This window comes from Thermofilum sp. (assembly GCF_038871435.1).
Classification (GTDB): domain Archaea; phylum Thermoproteota; class Thermoprotei; order Thermofilales; family Thermofilaceae; genus Thermofilum; species Thermofilum adornatum.
Map to the genome: position 1 here is coordinate 389687 of NZ_JAVZIC010000002.1, position 23622 is coordinate 413308.

The following is a 23622-nucleotide window of genomic DNA, read 5'->3' on the forward strand; positions in this document are numbered from 1 at the left end:
ACTTTCAATTCTTTCTGAGTTGCATCAACAAAGTTTTAGCGGTCTGGGAACCTTAAGCCTAGGCCCTGGACTTTCAATTCTTTCTGAGTTGCATCGTTGTATATCTTCTTGTAGTTGAGGAAGACTTGTCTAGCTTTCAATTCTTTCTGAGTTGCATCTGTTCCCGGCTGTGGGGCGTTTACTAGTACCTGGGCGTCTTTCAATTCTTTCTGAGTTGCATCGGCTATACACGCGGTCGAGCTCTGGGTCGTGGACTACGAGAACTTTCAATTCTTTCTGAGTTGCATCCTGGCTCCTCAAGAGGTTTCTAAACGAGCACTTCAGGGAGCTTTCAATTCTTTCTGAGTTGCATCATTCAAAGATTTTTTTTGGCGGACAAAGAGTATGCCCAACCTTTCAATTCTTTCTGAGTTGCATCAAGGCTTGATGCCGATGTCTGGCCTGTAGTCCTCTATGACCTTTCAATTCTTTCTGAGTTGCATCTGAGCTTCTTCAGCGCCGTGACCTTTATCTTTCCATCCTCTTTCAATTCTTTCTGAGTTGCATCAGGGAGGAGAAGCTCAAGTGGCGTGGCAAGGATGATTCTCTTTCAATTCTTTCTGAGTTGCATCATTAGCTTGTTGTTGGTGTAGGTGCAAGCTGTCGTTCTAGCCTGTCTTTCAATTCTTTCTGAGTTGCATCTGCAGTTCTGGAAAAGTCTCCCTGAGCTTCGCATAGCGCACTTTCAATTCTTTCTGAGTTGCATCCGAAATTTTTTACCCAGGAGGGGTTTATATGTTTAACGTTTATTTTTATCAAGAAGTCTGCAAAACTGCCCTAGCACTCAAATTTACACATTAGAAACTTCTGAAACTTCCCGTTAGGGAATTTTCCCGAAACACCCCGTTTGAGGTCGGGAAGTTTTCCCGTAATCTCTGTTTAAAATAACTCTCTCGACGAGAAACTTCATAAATAACTTTTAGGCTACGTGTTGGGAAGTATTTTACAATGATTTACGATTAATTTGTGTTTGGACGTGTAGGAGTCGGCGATCTTGGGATATGTGGCTCTGGGGAGTTTGTTCCAGTGATGGGCCAGGTGTTGCTTGTTTATGCCGTTTTCGTGATTAGTGTTGCGACTTCTTTTGCTATCATTGGTGGCATGTTTTCCCTGTTTGCGAGTGTCAATGTGTATAGTTTGACGTCTTTTCTTTGTAGGATGGTTTTTCCTTCTTGGGAGTTTGGGGCTTTCTCGTGTATTGTTGCTATTACTGGTTTAGTGGAGTCTAGGGCGCTTAGTACGGCTGTGTAGAAGTTTTTGCTGTATAGCTCCATGGGCCCTATCTCGTCTATTATGAGGACTTGGGCTTGTTGGATGGCGGTTTTTATGGCTTCTACGCCGATTGTCTCTAGGTCCTTTAGATTCACCGTGTATTTGCCGACTCGTGGCCCCTGGGTTAGACCTGTCCTGGCTAGGACTCCTTCTCTCCCAGTGTATACGTCCCTGATGTTGAAACCGATTCTTTCTCCTTTTTCCCGAACCTCGTAGGTTACCATTCCCCCGACGGTGACGCCCCTGCTGGTCAAGATCTCGGCTATTCTTATTACGCAGGTTGTTTTTCCTATTCCGGGTCTACCGGTCACCAAGAAGTTTTTTACGCTGGATTTCTCCATCAAAGACCTTATCTCTTGTTAGGTCTTATTTAGCTTTGTTTTTTTTGATTTTCGGGAAGAGATGCACGAGCTTAAGGGTTATCTCCATGCTGTCAATGTCCCATGAAGATTCTCGGATAGCGTGTCGGCTTGTAGAAAATTTGGGGGTTTCTCTAGCTTTGCTTCTTTAGTTCCATCCTGATCTTGTTGACTAGGTTCTCTATTGAGACGGGGACAGACGAGAAGACGTTGGAGATGCTTAGTGGGGTTATGGCTATTTTTCCCTCTTCTAGGACCGCGTGGACATCTGTGCCTTTTTCTGCCTCGATGGGCGAGCCGTATAGCCAGTAGTACGGCTTTCCTTGGGGGTCTTTTCTTTTGACTACAGAAGTCGAGAATCTTTTCACGGCTGGCTTTGTTATTACTACCTCGTTTGCGATTATGGGGGGAAAGTTCACGTTTAATGCATCGACTCCCTTCGGGAGACCCTCCTCTATAGCGATACGTGTAACCAAACGGGTGACTTTGAGGATAAAGTTCCTGTATTCGCCTTCCTCTAGCTCCTCTGGGGAATCAACAGCAGCACTAAAGGCTATGCCTGGGACACCCTCTATTGCGGCCTGCAAGACTGCACCTATTGTGCCAGAGGTGAGTATGACCTGCACGCTGAGATTGTCGCCTATGTTTATCCCTGAAACTACTAGGTTGGGCTTCCCGGATATGACGTTCATAGCTATGTATATTACGTCGCTCGGCGTGCCTGAGACCAGATATATGAAGTCATCATTTGACGTTATCCTGTTGACTCTCAAAGGTTTGTGAAGAGTGAGACCCAGACCTGTCGCAGATTTCGGTGTCTCAGGGACAACAGTTATGGCTTCTCCCAGCCCCTTTACTGCTTCGCGTAGGATCGCTAAGCCGGGCGAAAATGGCCCATCGTCATTGGTTACCAGTATTTTCACATTTAACTCATATTCATTTTCTCCTAGAAAAATTTTGCCTGTCATACGTCTTGACGTAATTTCTGTTAGCTATTGGCTTTTCGAGTGTTTCCCTTAATAGTTTAGTTTGTTTTTCGAACAAAAATATGAAAAACCTTGTTATGACATTGTCATGGTGAAAAAATGTCTGGTAAAGCATCTCTACTTCCACTTTCAGAAGAGCTATATCTTAGAAGTCTAACGGGTAGGCTGGTAGGTGAGCACTTGTTTGATGGCTACAGGAAGGTAGCAGTGATAACCTATCCCGACAGGATTTGTGCTGGAATGGCTACTGCGGCCCTAACCTCCTTTACTTACTACAGTGGCTATAAGGATGGAGTTGGAGTCGTCTATACCTATGATGAAAACATCAGCGAGACAGCGAAAAAGGTCTCTTCCAGCGACTTCGAAGTTGTCTATATCTCGTATGGGGGTGAACAGAAACTCAGCACTGTAAATGAGGCAGCGATTAAGACTTTCAGGGCACTTATGGAGGCTGGATATAGAAAGGCTCTAGCTATACATGTAAGGGTCTGGATTGCGACGAAACAACTCTCAACTGTTTTATCGGACGACAAGATTAGAGGGTGGCTTGAAAGCTTGCCGGAAATCAGGGTCTTTACTGCGGATCTAAACGCGAAAAAGTTCTTCTTTAACAGAGTAAAGATAGCCGATGGAAAACCAGCGTTAGCGCCATATAGGGAGGTGCTTCTCACTGACGAGCACGTGGATCTATTAAAGAGGTCTATACCGCCTCCTGAATAAGAGTTTTTATTTTTATATTCCGAGACTTTTTATACACTCTTTTACTCTTTCAGGGTTTTCTGCTATGCAGTCTGGCTGGGTGTTTCCAGTGTAGGGATGGAAGCCTGTATAGGCGATGGTCTTGAAGCCTAGCTGTTTTGCTCCTTTTATGTCTACTTCTTCGTCTCCTAGGAAGAAGCTCTTCACGGGGACAATTCCAGTCACGCTTATTATGTGTGAGAAGAATTTTGGGTGGGGCTTTCGGAAGCCTATGCTGTCTGAGAATGCTAGGTAGTCGAATAGTTCGTATAGCCCGTGTGTCTTTAGTAGTTGGAGGCTGTGGGCCGTGCTCATAGTGTTTGAAGCTAGTATGAGCCTGAAACCTAGGGCTTTGATTGTTTCCAGTAGTTCTTTCACGTTTGGGGCAGGCTTTACCATCGAGACGTATGGGTGTATGAAGGCTTCCGATAACTTTCTTACTGTTTCTTCTCTGGGCTCTATTCCAAGCTTGTCTAGTAGGAGGATTACTTCCCCTTCTAGGGATAGCTCGAGCATTGTAAAGTTTCTAATTTTGTCTGCGAGGCTACGGGTCGCCCTGTAGGTTTCGTATATTTTTTGCTCCGTTGTATCTATGCCGAGCTCTAGCAACACTTGTAGGATTTTTCTGGCTCTTTCCCTTGTGTATTCTTCTAGGCTTGGCGCTGGGTAGAGGATTGTTCCCCAGAGGTCTATTAATGCTCCTTTTTCTGCTGGCTGAGATAGCATTTGTGTATCACTTCTATGTTTAATTCGGCTGCAACTATTGGTACGTTTAGGTTGAAGTTTGTTATGACTTGCGGGTGAACTTCTCCAATTAGGCCTGCTGGACCCTCAGGTGTCACTATTTGTGCTGTCCTGCCCTCTATGAAGCTTGGGTGCTTGTATTTCTCGAATTTGACAGGTACGCCGAACATGTTGAAGAGAGATTTTACAGCAGATAGGCCGTTCGTGAGTGTTGTTCCTTTGCCTGCTATGGCGAATGCTAGGTGTCTCTCTTCTCTTGTCCTGTTTTCGCTTTTATCGTCTGGCAAGACAACGTCTCCTGTCTCGAATATTCTCTGGGGGTAGCCGGCGTGTTTGCTACTAGAGAGAATGTTGAGAAGCTGTGGTATTATCCATGTTCTCAGAGCCGTATAGGCCTCGTGCCGGGGGTTTTCGACCTCGATTATTGGCTGCCTTGGGACGTTCATCTTATCATACATTAGGCCTGGGTTAGTAAACATGTAGTTGTTGACCTCGATGAAGCCTAAACCTATCATAGATTCGCGTACTGCGCGTGTGAAGACCTCTAGCGGGTGTTCGCGTCCCGGATGTAGGGGCGGCATTACTTCTGGCTCTATATTGTTGTATCCGTATGCCATTGCCACTTCTTCTGAGATGTCTACTGGGTGAAGGATATCTGTCCTGAAGTAGGGGTACCTTATTTCTAGCTCGTTGCTGTTTATGGGTGAGACATCCATCCTCATTTTTGCAAGGAATCTCATCGTCTCTTCTAGACCAATGTCAAGGCCCAGGAGCTTCTTATTGAGCTCTACGGGATACCTCATCATGTCTGGCTCAAGCCTGGGCGAGACCTCGTTTATCTTTCCGGAGAGCTGTAGTTGCTGTATTTCTCCTCCCCTCATGGAGACCGCGTAGGCAAAAAGCGTGATGGTTCTTCTTGCAGACTCTAGGTCTGTCGAGGTTACATCTATGAGGACATCGCGGGTTTCCTCTGTCACCCTGAAGTCTTCGCTATTGGTTATGGGTGGGAAGCTTACAACTTTCCCCTCGGCGTCGAGAATTATTGGATACTTGTCGTACTGGGACACCAGGTGCCCATACTCTATACCCTTGGGATGACTCTTGAGAACTTCTTTTAGGCTCATCTCGAAGCCAAAGCCCAGGGGCTTCATTTTTAGGTCTGGATCCGCAACTGTGTACTTTACTGGGAACTCTATGCCGCGGAGGTCGTAGAGTCCAACAGAGATTTTTCTCCTATTCCTGCCAAACGTCATGTGCACCTTTTCCTGTAGTTGCATCAGCTGTCTTATTGCCTCGTCGTCTAGGTTTACGTTTCTAACTACGGCGAAGAGAGCATAGGGCCTATAGTCTGGACCATTTATTTCTGCCTTTTCGGTCTTTTCTACTACTTTGACCCTAGGTAGGCCTGTCTCTATTCCTAGGAGCCCCCTTATGTATATGGATAAGAGCTCGGCAGAATAGAGGTCTGGTCTGTCATGTGTGGCCTCGTATGAAACAGTGTCATCTGTTATTTCTTCTACTTCGCATTTCAAGCTTGGAAGAATCTGCTCTAGCATGCTTCTTTCTAGTTTCTGCCCCACGAGCCTCTCGAGGTCCCAGATTTTAACCTCTATTACTGGCATGTGTTTATCACCTAAATGTTCCTGTCCGAGAGTGCCGTTGTATTAGTGCCCGGATACATAATTAGACTTTGTGGGATTGGACGCTTAGAGCCCTTTATGTACTCTAGGTCCTGGGCGAAGAGTAGCCGTATATCATCTATACCGAGAACAGTCATCGCTATTCTATCTATTCCTATCCCCCACGCCGCAACATTTACGTTCCTTAGTCCAAGCGCTGACAGCATCTCTGGTCTAAACATCCCGCCGGGGAAAACCTCTATCCATCCGAGGCTTGGATGCTTTATGAAGCCCTCTACGCTGGGCTCCGTGAAGGGGAAATAGGCTGGCTTGACTTTTACTTCGCCTAGCCCCAGCCTTCTGGCCATTTCCTGGAAGAAACCTAGCAGGTTTCTGAATGTGACTTGTGGACCCACAATTATTCCCTCCAGCTGGTAAAACTCCATGCTGTGCTTAGCGTCGAGGTTCTCTGGTCTGAAAACCCTGTCGAGGGAGAAGCACATGTATTTTCCTTCGCCTCGGGAATAGAGCGTGCGCGCAGAGACAGCGGTGGTCTGTGTCCTTAGGATCAGGCGTAGTGCCCTGCGGGGGTCCCACTTGTAGCCCCAGCCCCTCGAGCCCGTGGTCCAGCCGTTCTCGTGGACGCTTGCTATCCTTTTGAGGAGTTCGCTGTCGGCCACGCTACCTAGGAGTCCTCCTTTAACAAAGTAGGTGTCGTGTATTTCCCGGGCTGGGTGGTCCTGTGCCTGGAAAAGTGCGTCAAAATTCCAGAGCTCCAGCTCGACGTGTGGACCCTTCATTTCTTCGAAGCCCATAGAGACTAGTATTTCCCTGATCCAGTCTAGGAACTCGAGGTATGGGTGTTTCTTGCCGAATGGATGTGCCGGTATCTCTACGCTGAGGTCGAATTCTTTGAAGACTGCGTTTTTCCACTTCCCGGATTCTATGATCTCGCTTGTGAGCTCTGTTATTACTTCTGCTTCCCTGATGAGGCCCAGCTCATTTAGCGAAAGCAGTTTCGCGGTCGGGGAGAGGTAAATTTTTGCCTGTTTCCTGGTTTCAACTAGTTTTCTTTTCTTTAGGTAATCTATATCGACGCTTCGAGTTTCCCCTTTTTCTATGCTCTCTAGCATTTTTCTAACTTTGGAGACGTGATGTTCCGCGTTTTCTGGGCTTGAGAGCTGTAGTGCATCATTTATGAAGGTAACTGCCTTTGCTCTTGCCAGGTGCGTGATTGCTGGCTGAACCTCGTCCTGCAGAAAGGATACGCCTAGTCTTTTTGATGCCTCTAGGATTTCGCCTCTCTTCAGAGTGCCGATCTTCTGGAGAAGACTTGCTAGCCTCTCCTCTGGCAAACCTATTTCGAGGTATCTCTTTGCCTCCTCGGTCAAAACAATTATTTCTCTTTCTTCCCGTTGAACCTCGATGAGCCCCCTAGCCTTTAGCTCTTCTATGTCACGCATTAGGTCTTCGCGTTTAGCGCCTATCGAGCGTGCTATCTCGTCTAGGTCATTTTTGCCTCGGAGGAGTGCATCTAAAATCTTTTTTTGACGGGGTAGCAGGATTTCCGGCGTCTGCCCGTTTGCGTGGAAATGTGTTTCCTTCATTTAGATCCCTTGATAATAGGTTCTAAGTATTGACAGGCGAATCATATTTATTCATTTACGTTGTTGCTAGAGGAAAAATACGTATAATAAAAGATTTTAAGTATTCCTTTTCGGTATAGCATTGGGTGGAGATTTTGCTGAACGTTTCAGGCATTAGGAAAGATTTCCCGGTTCTAGAAAAGAAAATTCACGGAAAGCAACTTGTATATTTTGACAACGCCGCTACCACCCAGAAGCCGATACAGGTCTTAGAGGCAGTAGAACAGTTCTACAGAACCATCTATGCAAATGTTGGTCGAAGCGTCCACGAGCTAGGCTTAAGGGCGACAGAAGCCTACGAGGAGTCGCGGAAAATAGTTAGTGCATTTATAGGCGCTATGCCAGACGAGCTTGTCTTCACCAAGCAGACAACCGAGGCAATCAACCTTGCCGCCTACTCGCTACTGGCTTCCGGCATGATATCCAGAGGCGACCTAATCTTAACTACTAGGATGGAGCATCACAGCAACCTTTTGCCGTGGGTATGTGTGGCCAAGCTTGCGGGTGCACGACTGAGAATAGTCAACGTGGACGAGGAGGGCCGGCTGGACATGGGTGACTTTGATAAAGCCCTGGCTATGGGCCCAAGAGTTGTTGCAGTGACGCATGTGAGTAACGTCACGGGAGTAGTTAACCCTGTTAAGGAAATCTGTAGAGAGGCGCATAGCCATGGAGCCGTCTGCCTTGTAGACGGGGCCCAAAGTGCCCCCCATATGCCCATCGATGTAAAAGAGATAGACGCCGACTTCTTTGCCTTCTCTGGCCACAAAATGCTGGGACCAATGGGGATAGGCGGGCTCTACATAAGGAGAGAGCTGGCAGAAAAACTTGAGCCTCCATTTCCAGGGGGCGGCGCAATCTCCCTAGTTGAGTGCCAGGAGGACAATTGTAGCGCTGAGTGGCTCCATGCGCCCCACAAGTTTGAGGCTGGAACCCCGAATGTGGCGGGGGCAGTTGGGCTTGCACGGGCGGTAGAGTATCTAAAGACATTGGGAATGGGGGAAGTAGAGGAACATGAAAAAATGTTGACAAAGCGCCTGCTAAAGGTGCTCGAAGACCTAGAGGTAAAGATCTATGGGCCGCTGGAAGTAAAGGATAGACTGGGAGTTGTTAGCTTCAATGTTGAAGGCCTGACTCCTCACGAGGTTGCCTCTATGCTGGACCTAGAGGGGATAGCTATCCGTAGCGGTCACCACTGTGCGCTTCCACTTGTAAAGAGGCTAGGTGCACCTATGGGTACGGCCAGGGCAAGCCTATACCTCTATAACACTGAGGAAGAAATCGAGTACTTTGCGAGGGTCCTTGAGAAGATCAAGAAGATAGCTAAAAGCTAGTTCGCCCTAGGCCTCCTCCTGTACATAGGGCTTGTTGTTTTTCAGGCATTGTTCAGCCCTGTAGACCTCCCTGGCCAAGTATGCGGCATGCTCAGGCATCAGCGCGTTAAGGTTGATTTTCCTTAGAACTTCTTGCGCAGACTTGCCGGAGACCCTTTTAGCTAGGAGACCCTCCTGTGTACGAAGCTCTACGACTATTTCTCCGTTTTCCACCCTTATGAGGAAGTTGCCCTTATTGTCCTCTACAAAGACAGACCTAGCCTTCTCAAAGTGGTTTTCGACGAGTCCACTCGCCCTAGCCCAGTCGTGTTCATATATATGTAGAGAAGAGCTGTAAACCGTTAATGTTCCCGGAAAGATTTTTCTTCCAGTTTCCCTTGACAGCTCGTCTGCAAAGTATTCCATAAGCCTCACAAGCCCATATGCGTTGATTGGCCAGGCAGAATAGGCGTCGTGGCTCCTAAAGAAAGCTACCAGATTGAACCGGTCTCCCGAAACGTCGCCATGAAGGAGGACGAGGCAGGGTGGATCCCTTGATGTAAAGTCCTTTGAAAAGTCCCAGGTTATAGCTATTGCCCTCCTCGTTGATGGCGAATGGGCAAGCTTGTCGATCATGCGCTTGATCTGGTCTCCGGCTTGGGGGTGTGCTCTCAGCCTTTCACCATAGGTATAGGCGACACTATCTTCCCCTTCAAATAGGGACTTTGCTTGGCGCTCTAGCTCTTCTCTTGAGAAATAGTTAAGGAGCCCATCATATATTTGCTCCGAGTAATTGAGAACCACGGAGGCGCCCAGCAGTTGTTTCTGTCTCTCATTATACTCAGTATCCTTAACAAAGCCCCACGTCATCACTGCATCGACGAGCTTTACCCATGCCCGGAAAATGTTCTTCTCCTGTATGTAGAGCCCAGCCGTCTGGATAGGCCATGAGGCAACCTGTGCCTCCCTAAGGGAAAGTATAGGCCTTTCTCTATAGACGTTAGGTCTATAATTCCCTATTATAGCTTCTACGAGGCTCTGCCAGTTGCCCTTTTTGAATTCTTCCCTGAGGTCGATGAGCCTAATGGTTGATAAGACTCCTGCAAGCTCCTCGAGACTCCACATTAGGCTCAGCCCCTTGTCAACCTCGCCCCTGAAGAGTTTGACTAGCGCCTCGCCGCTACCCATAATGTCTGCCCCAAACAGTATCAAGACGTCTAGTCGCGGGTTATGGGAAAAGGTGTGTAACAGATAGTTTATCCCGTACTTTGTGTAGAGGGTCCCTACTATGTTAACCATGTCGGCGACTCCTAGCTTCTTAAGCCTTTCAACAACTATTTCTTTTTTCGTCCATAAAGTAGCTATAGCTACGTTGGAGTTCGGGTTAATTATCTCGATCTCCTTGGACACCATTACACACTTCTAAACAAAACGTATTAGAAAAGTATTGGAGATAACGCTGAAAATAAAGACAATTTATCCGTAGGAGTAGGTGTCTCCTCCCACTACTTGGCTAAATGTTTTCTGTATTATCACGCTTCCGTACTGATCCTTAATTATTATTGAGCCATTGAGAATAACCGGCAACTTAAGCACACTGAGGGTAGCGGTTCCAGAGTTGCCCGCTACTGCGGAGGAGACCAGGTTACCACTTGAGTCCCTAAGCTCAGCAGTCCAGCCAGAACTCAAGCCATTAACTTGCACATACCGAGGATCACATGTACTAGCGACAACCAGATTATCGAAGTAGCCTGTTCCTTGATCGACGATAAGTCCAAAATAATTGACGCTGAATAAAGAATTGGTAGATGAAGTAGAGCCAAGGGCATTACCGCCCTGATCATATAACGTTGCACTGATAGAGTTTAAAGTCCCCGACTTGCTAAAACTCAAGAACAACACGTAGGTTGTGCCTGAGTAAGGAACATCAATGTTGCTAAGTTCTATCCAGGAGGCCCCAGTCCAGAGGTAAATATTCAACCTTACACTCTGTCCCCGAGCATACAGGGACACTTCATATAACCGAGAACTGCTACTTGCACTCTCCAACAGACCATAACCTACGTAAATTCTATCGTTGCTATTTACATTTGTAACCTGAACTAAGGCATAAAGATTAGCGTAACTAGAGACACTGCTCTGCCAATAGTAAACTGAGTCACCTCCAGGGCCAGCATCGTTGTCCACGCCCTTCAAAGCACTCGTACCGCCAACGCCGTAGCCGGGAGCTATAGACCATGACCCGCCGATGCTGGACCAGCCGCTGGGCAAGGATTCAAAGGGGGTATAGATCAATGCGCACCTGCTCTGTAAGTAGATGTCCTTTACGGTAACTAGTAGTGTTTTTGTGTCGTCTATTTTTCCTGTGGCCTGGTTTGTCACGTTTATTCTCCACGTGTAGGTGCCCCTGCTAGATGGTAGGGTTACTGTGAGTGTTGTTGTGGCTGTCTGGCCGGCTGGTATTGATAGGGTCGTGCTGTTCAGGGTGTTGCCGTTGTTGTCTATGATGTTGACTTGGACGGCTCCGGTGGCGTTTCCAGTGTTCGCTACCGCTACCACTATTTTCTGCTTCGAGCCTGCCGCGCCAGTTATGCTTGTGTTGTATGATTGGATGCTGAACTTCGGCTGGTAGACTACTGCCCTAACGGTTATGGGCTTCGAGTCGTGTATAGTGCCTGTAGCATTGTCTACAGCCTGCACTGTCCAGCTGTACGTGCCACTGCTAGATGGAAGAGTCAAGGCTAGGCTTGTGGCAACGCTGGCGCCAGGAGGGACAGCGAGCACCGTGCCGTTAACCGTGTTGCCGGCTTGATCCAGCACCCTCACCCTAACTGTGCCAGTCGCGTTGCCACTATTCGTGACGGTCACGTCGAAGAGCTGCCTAGACGACACAGCGCCAGTAATATTCCCCGTATAGGAAGCTATATAGAAGACAGGCGTATAAGTGACAACCTGTACTAGGACTGTCTTCGCGTCGTCCTGGTTCCCAGTGACATTGTTTATAGCTATTATTCTCCACTGGTAGTTGCCAGAAGCCGGTGGCAAAACAACACTCAGAGATACATCTGTCCTCTGCCCAGGAGAAAGACTAACCGACGCCGAACTAGCAACATTACCACTAGAATCCAAGACCCTTACAACAGCCACACCACTAGCACCACCATCATTAACAAGGCCAACAACAAGCCTCTCGCTAGAGGAAGGAGCACCAACAATACTACTATTATAAGAATAAATTGTAAAATGAGGATATGTAGCTCCTCCTGGTCCGGGAGCTCCAGTATAAGCTGGCGGCCTAATGTTTATTTCAAATATGTTTATTCTTGTAGTTGTAACAGCTCTTATCTCTGAGATACTACTAACTGGTAGATTAACCGAAAACGTCTGCGAGGCGCCTGGTTCAAGCCATGTCGAAGTGTTGATGCGTCTGGCATAGGTGCTATTGAGGAGCCATAGACCATAGAGCCTGGTGGGGCTGGGGCCGATGTTGGTTATTTTTGCGTAGAAGCCTGTCGAGTTATAGGCTTGGAAGGTATAATTGAGAAAGTCGATTGATATCCTGAAAGGAGAGGTAGACGAGAAGATAAGTGTATAGTTTACAAAGTGACTAGTTATAATGATTGGAGAATTTGCTGGAAGAGTGTAGGTACTCCTAGCAATGAGAATACCACCATTGTTTTCATATAGGGTTGCCTGCACAGTGACGCTGGATGAGAGATATAGGTTACTTGTGACATTATAGAAATAGCTGGGAGGATTTGTTGCTGAAAAATTTAGCGTCAATGTATGTGTTCCGCCTGAAAGTCGTGAATCAAAATTACACGTTATACCATCCAAACTTTGTATGCATGTGTATTGTGAATTGTTTATTTTTCCAAGCGAGGAAGTCAGGTATGTGTAGTTTAGGGTTAAGGAGAGCTGTCCTTCGCCGCTTCTCTGGTTCGCTGTTTCGGATGCGATTTTTTGGACTTCTGTTTGGACTTGGATTTGCCTTGCTATGAGTGCGGCTAGGAGGATTACGATTAGGGTTAGGAAAACTGCTCCTACTGCGGAGGCTTGGCCTCTACGGTACATAGTCTGTCACCTCGAAGCAGTTTGTGTAGCTACAGGCTTTGACCCTGTAGGTCGCCTTGGTTGTTTGGCTTGTGCATACCTCTGTCGAGGAGCCCGCTTTTAGGTCTATATAGCCGCTCCATGCGAGTGTGTTGTTTAGGTATAGTGAGACGAGCTCTGTTTGGACGTCGCCGGTGTTGGTTATCCATGCACAGATATGACCGTTCTTTAGGTATATTCTCTCGACGAGGATGTATTCCCTGAGGCCTTTTTCTGCCAGTAGTCTTTCTCGTTCGATTCGCTGGGATGCCTGCTGGTATGTTGGGTAGAATATGTTCCATGCTATCGCCCAGAGTGCTACCGCGATTACGAGTAATAGAACTGCCCCTATTACTTCTGCTTGCCCCTGCATTATGTTTCTATAAATGTTATTGGTCTACCAATACTTATTGTTTACCTTTAGGCTAAGACATTTAAGCGTGGTCTTGATCTACAGGGTTATGGCTGACCTAAAATATTTTAAGAAGATGGATAGGTGGCTCCCTGTCCTTGGGCAGGGGACATGGGGCGTGGGCGGCGGCTTCTGGAGCAAGGATACAAGTATGGATGAAAAGTGGATAGCGGCATTGAAGAGGGGAATCGAGCTCGGCATGACTCTCATTGATACTGCAGAGATGTACGGCGCTGGGCACAGCGAGGAGATAGTGGGAAGGGCTATTAGTGGTTTTGAGCGCGACAATTTGTTTATTGTTTCGAAGGTTTGGCCCACACATGCCCGGTACGATGACGTGGTGAAGGCTGCAGAGGCAAGTATGAGGAGGCTTGGGACATACATAGATCTTTACCTTATACACTGGCCTCCTACAGAGGTTCCTCTATGCGAGACGATGAGGGGTCTAGAGGCTGTGGTTTCTCGTGGGTATGCCAAGTTTATTGGTGTGAGTAATTTTGGGCTGGAGTTGATAGAGGAGGCGAGGAGCTGCTTAAGCAGGGAGGATATTGTGGCTGTCGAGAACAAATTTAGCCTGCTGGATAGGAGGGACGAGGACACTGTGATTCCGTATGCTGAGAAAGAGGGCATGCTTTATCTAGCTTATACCCCGCTTGAGAAGGGGCAACTCTCGAAGGATAGCTTCTTGGCAGATATTGGTAAGAAGTATGGTAAGACTGCTACACAGGTTGCTTTAAACTGGCTCATAGTGATCAATCCAGTGGTGCCGATACCAAAGGCTTCTAGCATTAAACATGTGGAGGAAAACGCGGGAGCAATGGGGTGGAGGCTTAGCCAGGAAGACTGGAGACTAATCTCTGAAAGGTTTAGGGAGCTCAAGGCTTGAAGGATTTGTGTGGGTAGTTAACCACGGGCTATTTCAATTGCTTGCAGGATAAAATGGGTGCCGAGGGGTGTGAGTTTTACGTCTAGTGTAGAGTTGCGTTCAAGGAAGCTTTCAAAAGACTTTTCTCTAAGCTATAGGTTTCTATCGAGAAACAGTAAAAAGGCAGTTGTTTTGATACATGGAAACCTTTCATCCTCTCTAATATGGGAAGACTTTATGCCAAAGATACCCAGCGAGTATGACGTTGTTGCTCCTGATCTTAGAGGTTTCGGCGAAAGTGGTAGAAAACCGGTTGATGCTACTCGTGGCTTGAAAGATTTTTCTGATGACATCTTGCAGTTGATGTTACAGCTCAAGTATGAAGGGTATATTGTTGTTGGTCATAGTCTAGGCGGAGCAGTGGCGCTTCAAACAGTGATAGATGCTCCTGCCCAGGTAAAAATCGAGAAAGTTGTAATAGTGGATCCAATGTCTCCCTACGGCTTTGGAGGTACAAAGGACGAGCATGGAACGCCGTGCTATGACGACTACGCGGGTTCTGGTGCTGGACTTGTCGCAAAGTATAACCCCGACTTTGTCCGTTTGTTGAAGGAAAAATATACGGGGGTCGATCATCCAGCCGCGCCTGCAAATGTGGCTAAGACCTTTTTTGCAGACGACTTTGTTGTTAGTGAAGAGCTGTTGAACAAGTTGTTGAAAATGCTGTTTAGTGCAGAGGTAAATGAGGATAATTATCCTGGCGACTATGTTGACAGCCCCAACTGGCCCTATGTTGCCCCCGGAACTAGGGGCGTATTAAATGCAATGAGTCCCAAGTATCTAAAGATGCGGGGACTCCTAGATGTTGCCCAGAAACCTCCTATCCTTTGGGTGCATGGAACAAAGGACGTTATTGTTTCGGATTCGTCGCTACTGGACGTAGGTACTCTGGGCCTTATGGGCTTTATTCCTGGCTATCCTGGTCAAGATAAGTTTCCGCCTCAACCTATGGTTAAACAGATAAGGAGTTTCTTAGAGAGTTATGTTGAGAGAGGAGGATACTACGAGAAATTTACTGTGGAGGGAGCTGGCCATACCCCCTTTATTGAAAAGCCAGAAGATTTCCTAAACAAGTTTGTAGACTTTGTAAGGTAGCTTTCTATCTTTTTCTTCATATTGTTAATGTAACAATGTTTTAATACCACGGGAAGTGTAGAAGAGCTAATATACCTGTGGCTGTATTTTAATACCTGAAGAAAGCTGTGGAAAGCCCAAATGCTACTGAAGACATCTTTACAAACATAGGGGAGTCGAGCCTTCTGGTTACTCGTCCCAAGCCATACATGTGTGCTAGGTGCAAGGGCTCACGTAGGCTGTGTGGCTTGCCTGCTTGTCATATTCTTCTGAGGCTTAAGGAGCAGGCAGGCATATTTGAGAAATTAAAGGAGGCAAGGGACATTGCGGCTCCTTCTCCACCATCTCTACTTGTCGGAGAGAAAGGTTACCCCTACGTCAGGGTCGGGGTGAATCTTGCAGAGGGGGATAATGCTCCTCTATTTGAAGACCCGGGCTCTTGGTGGGGGAGGCTGGGCCTACTGGACATAATTAAGCTTAGGGCGTCTATGATTTACAGCTACAGGGTCTTGAGGGTCAGGAGTGCCTCCAATAGAATTGCAGAAGCAGTACAGGAAGCGGCAATGTCTATTAGGCCTGTAGAGTCGGAGGTGTTTCTTAGTCGCCCACCAGTGTTCACTATGAGGTTTGACCCATTGGTGAAGCCTGTGGGGTTCTCGGCTGAAGTCAAAAAAATAAGTTTGACTAGTAACCCTGTTATTCCTAGGAGGGTCGACAGCCTTGTTACTGACAGGGTTAAAGCTAGGGAGGCCCTCATAGAGCTCTATAGTCGTGGTTTCGATGTGTACTATCTCCAGAGGCTGTTGTCTTCTGGGGCCCTCGGCGTCGACAAAAAATTTGTCCCAACAAGGTGGTCGATAACCGCCGTTGACAGGGCTATTGGAGACTATCTGCTGAGCAAGGTAAAGACTTTTCCGGAGATAAGTGGTGTGGAGGTCTATACTTCTAGCTACATTGGGAACAATTATGTACTCTTGTTTTTGCCGGGGCCATGGTTTATGGAGATGGTCGAGATATGGTTGCCGAACTCTGTGTGGGTGCCAGGCGCTGAGCCCTATACGACTCTCATACATGAGTACAGCGATGGCAGGCCTTCTGGCCAGGACGGTGGCTACGACGCGATTAGGCTTCCTGTCCTGGAGAATCTCTATAAGAGGGGGAGGCAAGCAAGGGTACTTGCAATAAGAGAAGTTACGCCTGAGTACTTTGCTCCTGTTGGCAACTGGCAGATCAGAGAAAGTGTTAGAGCCGCACTAGGCAGGCCGCCTGAAAGGTATGAGTCTCTCCGAGAGGCTCTAGAAGCAATAAAAACGAGGCTAAAGACGCCTCTCGAGGTAGCTCTTAGGAGGAGCACCTTTATCAATGTGGCTACTAGGCAGAAAACGCTTATGGAGTTTCTCGGCTAGGGGCGGAAAAGTCGAACATCCTTGTCATCGTCTTCAATATGTCAGTCCTAGTTATTATGCCGGCAGGAGACCCCTGTTCGTCTACCACAACTACTCTTCCCACGTTTCTATTGTCCATGAGCCTCATTATGTCCAAGATGTCCTCTTCTAGCGTGACTGTAGGGACATCTCTATCCATGTATTCAGAAACCGAAGCAGTGAACTCGCCCCTAAGAAAAGCCTTTGCAATGTGTTGCGCCGAAATTATCCCTACTAGCCTGCCCGAGCCGTCGACAACAGGTAGAGCCCTAATGTTTTTCTCCAAAATTATCTCTGCGACTTTCCGTAGAGACTCGCCCGGGGAGACACTTAACACGTTGCCAGTCATGAGTTCTCTTGCCTTTAGCCTGGGCACTGCAACCATTGACTCTACATTTACTAGGATTTCGCGCCTAGAAGAGTTCACCTCTACAACCTCGCCTCTCACAATTACGCGTGTAGCCTGTGTAGGGCCGACGACGACCCGCGAGCCCCTTGTTACCTGGTGCATGCTTCCCACAACTTTTAAAACAACCTTTGGCGAGAGTGGCCCGCCCAAGCCCATGAAGTCCAGCTCTAGTACGTACAGCTGTGTGGGCCTACCATTTATAATGAGCCTTATGGGCTCCCATAACTTATCAAACGCCACGTTGCCTCTAGCTATTTCAGCCCCTTTGACTGTTGGGACATAGCCGCCTCCGGGCCCAGTCTTTGCCTCGACGAGACCCATAGCCTTCAGGGCCGAGATCACGTTTCTAACTGTTCCGTCGCTTTTGCCCACGTATTCGGCGATCTCGACACTTGTGACAGGCCGCTTCTCGGAACTATATATATTTACTATGGCGAGGAGTATCTCGTAAAGGCTCTGCGGAATATCCATGCGATAACAATTAATTAACTCATCTTAATATTTAACGCTAACCTAAAAAACATTAGACAAAAGTCGAAAAAAGAAATAAAAACAAAAATCAGGAAGAAATAATGAGCACCCATGACGACCCCTAGACAAAAATTCATAGGAAAAGCCCTCGTAAACAAGTACGGACTCATCGGCAAAGTCGCGACCCGATACCTCTATGCTGGCCTCCACGTAGAAATAAATCACCCAACACGGCTGGGACCTGTCCCGATCATAGCCAAAGGAAACAAGCAAACATTTGCAATCGAAGTACTGAAACCTAACCAGAACATAGACCAGGCAATTGAATCGATAGCTAAGAAAGCCCAGCTCCTCAAGGCTAGACCAGTCCTAGCAGTCCCAAAGACACTAGTCAACAGGGAAAAACTTAAAACACTACTTGAAAAGGCCAAAGCAAACAATACAAAAATAAAGCTGGTATAAAGTCACGGGAGCTTTCTTCTTGGACTTACTGCTAGAAAACCTATTTTATCTTTAACACCATGATTCTTTCACTAGCTAGAGACCAACAAGTTCATTTATGTAGCGGATGTCGGAGAATTCATTCTCAGCATCTACCCGTCTCCCTAGTGTAGAATTGCTCTCCGTGACTCTAAAAATCACCTTCTCAAGACCTGGATTATTGTCCTTTAGGCCTAGAGCATGATTATAAGTGTTGACATAGATTGTAATGTTGGGGCCGCTGATTTCTATTTTTTCTTCTTCGTGGGCAGACTCGCTATACGTTTTGGAGCCACTGCCTATAGCTTTTACAAGCCGTAAAGACAATGTCTGGTTGAGAACAAGCCCAAGCCCTGAAAAATCAACATATGTTTTTTCTCCTTCCCTTACCACGAAAAAGGTCTCTATATCCCTTGACCTTCCCCACGAAATAAGTCTCCAAGCCTCATACCATGCATCCTCTAGAGTGCTAGACGGGCTCCTTTCATTCCTAAAGACAAGAGTAACCTCTACTACACTTTTTCCATTTATCTCATAGCTACAAAAATACACTTTCTCAAGAGAGTTGCCAGCCTCAACATCAGTCTTTGGCTGTACAACTACTAGATGAAAATCGCTAGGAAAATCACATCTCACAGTAGGAAAACTCTTGTTGACACGCCCATAAACCGACTTTCCATAGTTAAAATGCAGGGAGTCAATCTCAGATACACCCAGCTCCCTGAGAACAGAGTTAAAGAGTTTACGCGCCATCTCCTTGTCGAAAGGCGTGTCAGGATCCAGAACCATACGCCTAAGCTCATCAACTGATAGCCTAAAGTCTGGGTTAGAAGCGTAGAGTTGCCTAAATTTCTCTTCCAATGTAGAAGCACCATGCTTCAAAAGACGAGGATAATAGTAAAAAGTCAAAGAAACAATAACAAGCAAAGTACCCACTAAAGCCATGAAAACTAAAACTCGCTTCATCTTTTTCCCATTAAGGTTTCATACATGATATACATAAGTATTACTCACAAGCATCACTTCCCAGATAAAAGACAAGCAACAACTAAAACCCGTCAGCACCAGGTTTCGAACCGGGGGCCCTCCGGTGCCTGCCGGCTGCCGCGGCCTCATTCCAGCGTTTGACGCCTGTCGCCGCGGGCTATGGGCTACAGCCGGATGCTCTACCGCTGAGCTACGCGGGGCTGGTCCCCGCGCCCGGATTCACGCCGGTGCTGACGGGGCTGATTAGAATAAGTATTCGTGGAATTTATTAGTTTTTCGTTGAGATAACTGCAATACAGAGGGTTCAAGATTTATGCTGGTTACGATTTTTGTGTATTAATGGTTCAGGAAGGTTTTTGGCGTACCTATGAATTACAAATTTATAGTGGTTTAAGGAATGATTTATGAGCTGTGTGGGTTATAGCTTGTTGAGCATTAGACATATGGACAAGGGGTACTTGTTATGTCAAGTAAGTTACACGAGAATGTCAGGGTGAAAACAGTAGGTCTTCTCACCTGGCTTTTAAGAGATGCTATTAGAGCAAGGTACGAGATTGAGAAGAATCCCGACCTATTAATGCTGGATCAGCTTTTGTCTAGGGAACAGATAGACCTCTTAATGCCTCAAGAGGTCTACGTGTCCGAGACTGAGAAAAAAGCTGTTGACATGTTACTTGGAGGTCAAGTGGTTTTCGAATTCAAGTCATATGAGCAAGAGTTTGACGCAGCCGTTCAAGATGCGACCTCGAAGTATTGGCCCGTTGTTTCTAGAGCAAATTTTTACATTTTGACGAATTGGTCAAAGTGGAGAATTTATCGTGTAAGAGAAACTGGTCTTGAGCTTATAACAGAATGTGGCTTAGAAGAGGCAAAAGAATTTTTAAAGACTCAGGTTATCCCACAAATAAGGACATTTAAGATTCCTCCCATTTCCAGAAACATTGAAGCTCTTTATAAACTAAACATCAATGAGCTTCTGGAAAATCTTAGAAACATTTTCGGCATGTTAAAAAATGATCCGAGAATAAGTCCACTCTATGAAGCATATAAGGGAATAATGCGAATGTTATATGGTGAGGCTGGTGAAGAGTTTTTTGAGGACCTTTTTATCCGTCACACGTATATGCATATGGCTGTTTTGGCCTCTTTGTCGATTGCTCTCGAGAAAAGCGGCAATGCAGAGGACATTTGTAGTGGTTCGCTTTTGAATGTTGATGTTGCTTTGCCTTATCTGAACTGGTGGAGAGTTGCCTTACGTGCTAGTGAAACAAAGATAAACCTGACAAAAGTGTTAAATGAGATTATTAGAAGAGCCAGCTTAGTTGATTGGTCCCAGAATACTGCAGAAGACGTTTTTAGGACTTTGTATGAATTTCTCGTGGAGCCTCCTGTAAGGAGGAGACTAGGAGAATACTATACGCCTCCCTGGCTTGTAGAAATGATTGTTAATGAATTTGACATGAAAAATAAAATTGTTTTGGATCCGTTTTGTGGTTCAGGAACTTTTCTTGTAAGAACCTTTCATAGGAAGATAGAATTGAACGAGAAGCCTGACGAAGCTTTCGGCGAGGTTGTCGGTTTTGATGTTAATCCCCTGGCTGTTGCCGTTGCTAGGGCTGAAATGGTTATGGCTTACAAGCGTTCTACAGGCAAAGAACCCGACAACCCTCCTCATGTTTATCAGATCGACACCTTCGCTACGCTCTTTGGAGAAGAAAGTATAGTGTTTCCCGGATTAGAGGATATTTTAGAGAAAGCATCTTCCTACCTAGAATATCTAATCAACATTAACGCGGTACAGTGGAAGAAGACTTCTGACATTTTAGCAAGTCTAAGAACATTGGAGAGAAGCATCGCCCTTGCAATTAGGTTTGCTTATCAGAGTTGTGGACTAGAACAAGAATGTGTGGAGAGAGAAATTAATGAGCAGATTTTTGAAGACTTGAAAAACAGCAATGATATCTTTATTCAAAGTTTCCTCGAACATTTTAGAAAGGATTCTGTAGCTTCTACGATAGCCAATCTAATTCATACGCATCAAGGTAACGATGTTTGGAGTACTGTTTTAATGTCTGTTTACACCTCGCTTGCATTAAAGAAATTTAAAGCAGATATTATAGTCACGAATCCTCCATGGATCCCTGTTACGGAGTATAATGCACCTTATTCGGAAAAAATCAGAGAAAATATGTCTGAAAAAATTAAGGAATGTATAGAGAAAAAAGACAAGAAGAAAGAAGAAAAGAAACAAATTGATGCGAGAAAAACAGGACAGCTAATTGCTGGAGCTGATATTGCATCAGCTGGCCTTGCAAGATCTCTAGAGCTTGCTAATGAGGGTGTGGCGTTTATAATGAATAGAGATCAGCTATTTAATCACAAGACACCGATACCTGCCGGAATAGTGGCTACATACTGTATTGTTAAAAGCTTTATGAAGAAGCAATGGGGCCATGTGAAGCTTTTTGATTTTGACTTTGACGTCTTTGAGCATGGTATTTATCCTGCAGTTATAGTTGTCAAGAAAACGCAGGAGGGTTCTCGCTTCACATCAGAGGCTAATGTAATCAAACTAGTTTTGCCAGAAGACAAAAGGTATAGCAAGCGTCTCAAGCTTGACGAGATAAAAGACTATCTGATGGTCAAGCCTTTCAATAAAAGCTATGACGAATACATTAAGCCTGGCTTGCTTTATTTCTCTGAGGATCTTGAACGGCTAGCCGAAGAACTTGGAGTTGAAAAAATTTATCCAAAGGGACTCTACATAATGGGTTTACTGGGTGGAGAAAGGAAGAAAAGTGAGGAGGAATATGCAGGCTTGGTTCTTGATGAATATAATTTTAGCGATGCTAGGTTTGTTTTTAGGCTTCATAATACGAACAAAGAGCTTGTTGTTCCTCGAAAGATGTTAGATGAATACGGGATTAATATCTATAAACTTGTCTATGTAGGCGAAATTAATCCTTTTAGGCTACGTAAGCAACTTGAGGTTCTTCTCTCGTCAAAAGGTGAAGAATCACTTAAGAATTTTCTACGTGATGCCTTGAGTCTAAATGAACGTTATGTTACAAGTGAAATCAGCAAGAAAATTGAGAGGTTAAGCGAAGAACTAAGGCAACCCAGTAAAATCATTACCTTGAATACAAACAAGTTTTATGTAGCATATAGATGCGACAGGATATTTTCGGCTTTCGCATTCAGGCCCGAAGAGAATACAATAGTTGATAGCCACGTAAGCTATATCGAGTGTAAAGATGAAATATGCGCCTATTACTATTCAGCTATACTTAACTATCTCGCCTTTAAGGTGATTAGCAAAGGGAGAGCTTTTATTAGACATCAGTTTGCTAGGCCACTTCTGGCGTTGTATCTTGCTGGCTTATCCATAAAAAACATGGATGATAAAATAAGTATGCTTATTTCAGAGCTTTCAAAGAAACTTCACGAAGGGGCGCCACATATTAGCTATGACAACCAGAGAATCGCTTTAATGAAGATAGCTGAATACTACGAGTTTAAGGAAATTGTTAAGATGATAAATTCAATTGTTGACGGAGAGAGCTTAGAGGAAGCCCTAGAACTTGTATCTAGTCAGGGATCTGAGGCAGACGAATAATTTTTAGTTTTTGATATATCTAAGTTATTTTTGATGATAACGTGGTTATTTTTGTTTTTCTCTGTTTAAAATAATTGAAATAACCTTGTTATCATGATGGTTAGTATAAGAGGTCTATTCCTGCTTGTAGGTTTTCGAGCCACTGTAGGGCTTTTTCTATGTGGGGTTTTGACTTGATTATTGCGCCGTGTTGCGGTATGATTGTTTCTATGTCTAGGTTTTTGACCTTGGCTACCCATGCCTTTAGCGCCTTGTTGGAGGCCATGTATCTTTTGTGGAAGGTCTCCATATATTGTATGTGCTGGTCTATGTCTGGTGCTGTGTCGTAGTCTGTGCCCGGTGGTAGGAGTGAAGCGAATATGTCGCCTGAGAAGAGCGTTTTTGAGCATGGGTCGTATAGTGAAAAGTTTCCGGGGGAGTGTAGAAAGTGGGCTGGTATGAGTTTTAGTGTGCAGTCTGAGAGCTGTATTTCTGTGCCGTTGTCCGGTATTAGCATGAGTCTTTCTGTTATGTTTGTGTCTGGGGGGAACAAGTGTGGTATGAATCTTGCCCATATTTCTGGTAGGAGTATCTTTGCGTTGGGTAATGCGGTGTACCAGCTTGCGGCGGCACCCATGACGTCTGGGTCCTGGTGCGTGTAGAAGATGTATTTTATCTTGGTTGCTGGTGCGATTACAGAGATTTCGGACATTAGTTTGCTGAAGACTACTCTTCCTCCTGGGTCTGCTAGTAGTGCTTCTTCGCCGTGGACTATTGTGAGCTGGTTTGTTTGGACGGCACCTTTGGGTGTTAGTTCCCTGAAAACTGCTACTTTATGTTTTCCATCGTTATAAATCATGAGCATGGGAATCAAAAACCATCTGTGTGTCCTGCTTTATAAGGCTTATGAGGGTGCTTCTCTTTTTTAGGGCTATTTGTTTGCAAGCTGTATAACGTTTAGGTCGGAGATTCTGTGTTGGGTTTTCTTGTCCTGTAGCATCTTTGTGTAGACGTCGTCTAGGTGGAATTCTACTATT

General features: G+C 45.8%; 18 protein-coding genes and 1 CRISPR repeat array. Of the genes, 7 read left to right on the top strand and 11 right to left on the bottom strand.

Going from position 1 to position 23622, the window contains the following annotated elements:
* The first annotated feature begins 1 nt into the window (after position 1).
* Positions 2 to 746: direct repeats of the CRISPR family, unit length 25 nt; unit sequence CTTTCAATTCTTTCTGAGTTGCATC.
* Between the two features lie 342 nt (positions 747 to 1088).
* Together QXT17_RS04525 and surE are read right to left on the bottom strand one after the other, a co-directional pair.
* Positions 1089 to 1652 carry an NTPase gene (locus QXT17_RS04525; RefSeq protein WP_052886517.1) on the bottom strand — a complete coding sequence of 188 codons (564 nt, stop codon included), beginning with the start codon at positions 1650 to 1652 and terminating at the stop codon, positions 1089 to 1091.
* 152 nt (positions 1653 to 1804) lie between these two features.
* Positions 1805 to 2638, bottom strand: coding sequence for a 5'/3'-nucleotidase SurE (gene surE / locus QXT17_RS04530; RefSeq protein ID WP_244870340.1), 834 nt, complete (start codon positions 2636 to 2638; stop codon positions 1805 to 1807).
* Between the two features lie 117 nt (positions 2639 to 2755).
* On the opposite strand from surE, the gene QXT17_RS04535 reads away from it, so the two are divergent.
* Positions 2756 to 3376 (top strand): hypothetical protein, encoded by a 621-nt coding sequence (locus tag QXT17_RS04535; protein ID WP_052886515.1) that lies wholly within the window; start codon positions 2756 to 2758, stop codon positions 3374 to 3376.
* Between the two features lie 12 nt (positions 3377 to 3388).
* On the opposite strand, the gene QXT17_RS04540 is transcribed toward QXT17_RS04535, so the two are convergent.
* The 3 genes from QXT17_RS04540 to QXT17_RS04550 are packed head-to-tail and all read right to left on the bottom strand — an operon-like array spanning position 3389 to position 7364.
* Positions 3389 to 4120 (bottom strand): HAD family hydrolase, encoded by a 732-nt coding sequence (locus QXT17_RS04540; protein ID WP_342782962.1) that lies wholly within the window; start codon positions 4118 to 4120, stop codon positions 3389 to 3391.
* The gene (gene pheT / locus QXT17_RS04545) at positions 4087 to 5760 is read right to left on the bottom strand and encodes a phenylalanine--tRNA ligase subunit beta (protein ID WP_342782963.1); all 1674 of its coding nucleotides are present in this window, start codon (positions 5758 to 5760) and stop codon (positions 4087 to 4089) included. The genes QXT17_RS04540 and pheT overlap by 34 nt, the downstream gene beginning before the upstream one ends.
* An 11-nt stretch (positions 5761 to 5771) precedes the next feature.
* Entirely contained in the window at positions 5772 to 7364 is a 1593-nt protein-coding gene (locus QXT17_RS04550) for a phenylalanine--tRNA ligase subunit alpha (protein WP_342782964.1), read from the bottom strand.
* Positions 7365 to 7498: 134 nt separating this feature from the next.
* Here QXT17_RS04550 and QXT17_RS04555 point away from each other — a divergent pair, with 134 nt between their 5' ends.
* Positions 7499 to 8737 (top strand): SufS family cysteine desulfurase, encoded by a 1239-nt coding sequence (locus QXT17_RS04555; protein ID WP_342783021.1) that lies wholly within the window; start codon positions 7499 to 7501, stop codon positions 8735 to 8737.
* Positions 8738 to 8743: 6 nt separating this feature from the next.
* Here QXT17_RS04555 and QXT17_RS04560 read toward each other — a convergent pair whose 3' ends face one another.
* From QXT17_RS04560 to QXT17_RS04570, 3 genes are all read right to left on the bottom strand, one after another.
* Entirely contained in the window at positions 8744 to 10129 is a 1386-nt protein-coding gene (locus QXT17_RS04560; RefSeq protein ID WP_020962911.1) for a thymidylate synthase, read from the bottom strand.
* A 63-nt stretch (positions 10130 to 10192) separates the two neighbouring features.
* Positions 10193 to 12790: a hypothetical protein gene (locus QXT17_RS04565; RefSeq protein ID WP_342782965.1), complete on the bottom strand. Its 2598-nt coding sequence runs from the start codon at positions 12788 to 12790 to the stop codon at positions 10193 to 10195.
* A complete protein-coding gene (locus QXT17_RS04570; RefSeq protein ID WP_020962909.1) occupies positions 12780 to 13181 on the bottom strand; it encodes a hypothetical protein in 402 nt (133 codons plus the stop codon). The genes QXT17_RS04565 and QXT17_RS04570 overlap by 11 nt, the downstream gene beginning before the upstream one ends.
* 88 nt (positions 13182 to 13269) lie before the next feature.
* Between QXT17_RS04570 and QXT17_RS04575 the strand changes: the two genes are divergently transcribed.
* From QXT17_RS04575 to QXT17_RS04585, 3 genes are all read left to right on the top strand, one after another.
* Positions 13270 to 14106 carry an aldo/keto reductase gene (locus QXT17_RS04575; RefSeq protein WP_052885675.1) on the top strand — a complete coding sequence of 279 codons (837 nt, stop codon included), beginning with the start codon at positions 13270 to 13272 and terminating at the stop codon, positions 14104 to 14106.
* 69 nt (positions 14107 to 14175) lie between these two features.
* Positions 14176 to 15240, top strand: coding sequence for an alpha/beta fold hydrolase (locus tag QXT17_RS04580; protein ID WP_187147003.1), 1065 nt, complete (start codon positions 14176 to 14178; stop codon positions 15238 to 15240).
* Between the two features lie 107 nt (positions 15241 to 15347).
* Positions 15348 to 16625, top strand: coding sequence for an Nre family DNA repair protein (locus QXT17_RS04585; protein ID WP_020962906.1), 1278 nt, complete (start codon positions 15348 to 15350; stop codon positions 16623 to 16625).
* On the opposite strand, the gene QXT17_RS04590 is transcribed toward QXT17_RS04585, so the two are convergent.
* Complete coding sequence (locus QXT17_RS04590) at positions 16606 to 17523, bottom strand: CBS domain-containing protein (RefSeq protein ID WP_020962905.1); 918 nt, start codon at positions 17521 to 17523, stop codon at positions 16606 to 16608. The genes QXT17_RS04585 and QXT17_RS04590 overlap by 20 nt on opposite strands.
* 111 nt (positions 17524 to 17634) lie before the next feature.
* Here QXT17_RS04590 and QXT17_RS04595 point away from each other — a divergent pair, with 111 nt between their 5' ends.
* The gene (locus QXT17_RS04595) at positions 17635 to 17985 is read left to right on the top strand and encodes a hypothetical protein (protein WP_020962904.1); all 351 of its coding nucleotides are present in this window, start codon (positions 17635 to 17637) and stop codon (positions 17983 to 17985) included.
* A 75-nt stretch (positions 17986 to 18060) separates the two neighbouring features.
* On the opposite strand, the gene QXT17_RS04600 is transcribed toward QXT17_RS04595, so the two are convergent.
* A complete protein-coding gene (locus QXT17_RS04600; protein WP_148682110.1) occupies positions 18061 to 18864 on the bottom strand; it encodes a hypothetical protein in 804 nt (267 codons plus the stop codon).
* A 589-nt stretch (positions 18865 to 19453) separates the two neighbouring features.
* Here QXT17_RS04600 and QXT17_RS04605 point away from each other — a divergent pair.
* On the top strand, positions 19454 to 22606 hold the full coding sequence (locus tag QXT17_RS04605; RefSeq protein ID WP_342814425.1) for an N-6 DNA methylase: 3153 nt from the start codon (positions 19454 to 19456) through the stop codon (positions 22604 to 22606).
* 100 nt (positions 22607 to 22706) lie between these two features.
* Here the strand turns inward: QXT17_RS04605 and QXT17_RS04610 are convergent, their stop codons facing one another.
* Positions 22707 to 23450 carry an MBL fold metallo-hydrolase gene (locus QXT17_RS04610; RefSeq protein WP_342814424.1) on the bottom strand — a complete coding sequence of 248 codons (744 nt, stop codon included), beginning with the start codon at positions 23448 to 23450 and terminating at the stop codon, positions 22707 to 22709.
* Between the last annotated feature and the right edge of the window lie 172 nt (positions 23451 to 23622).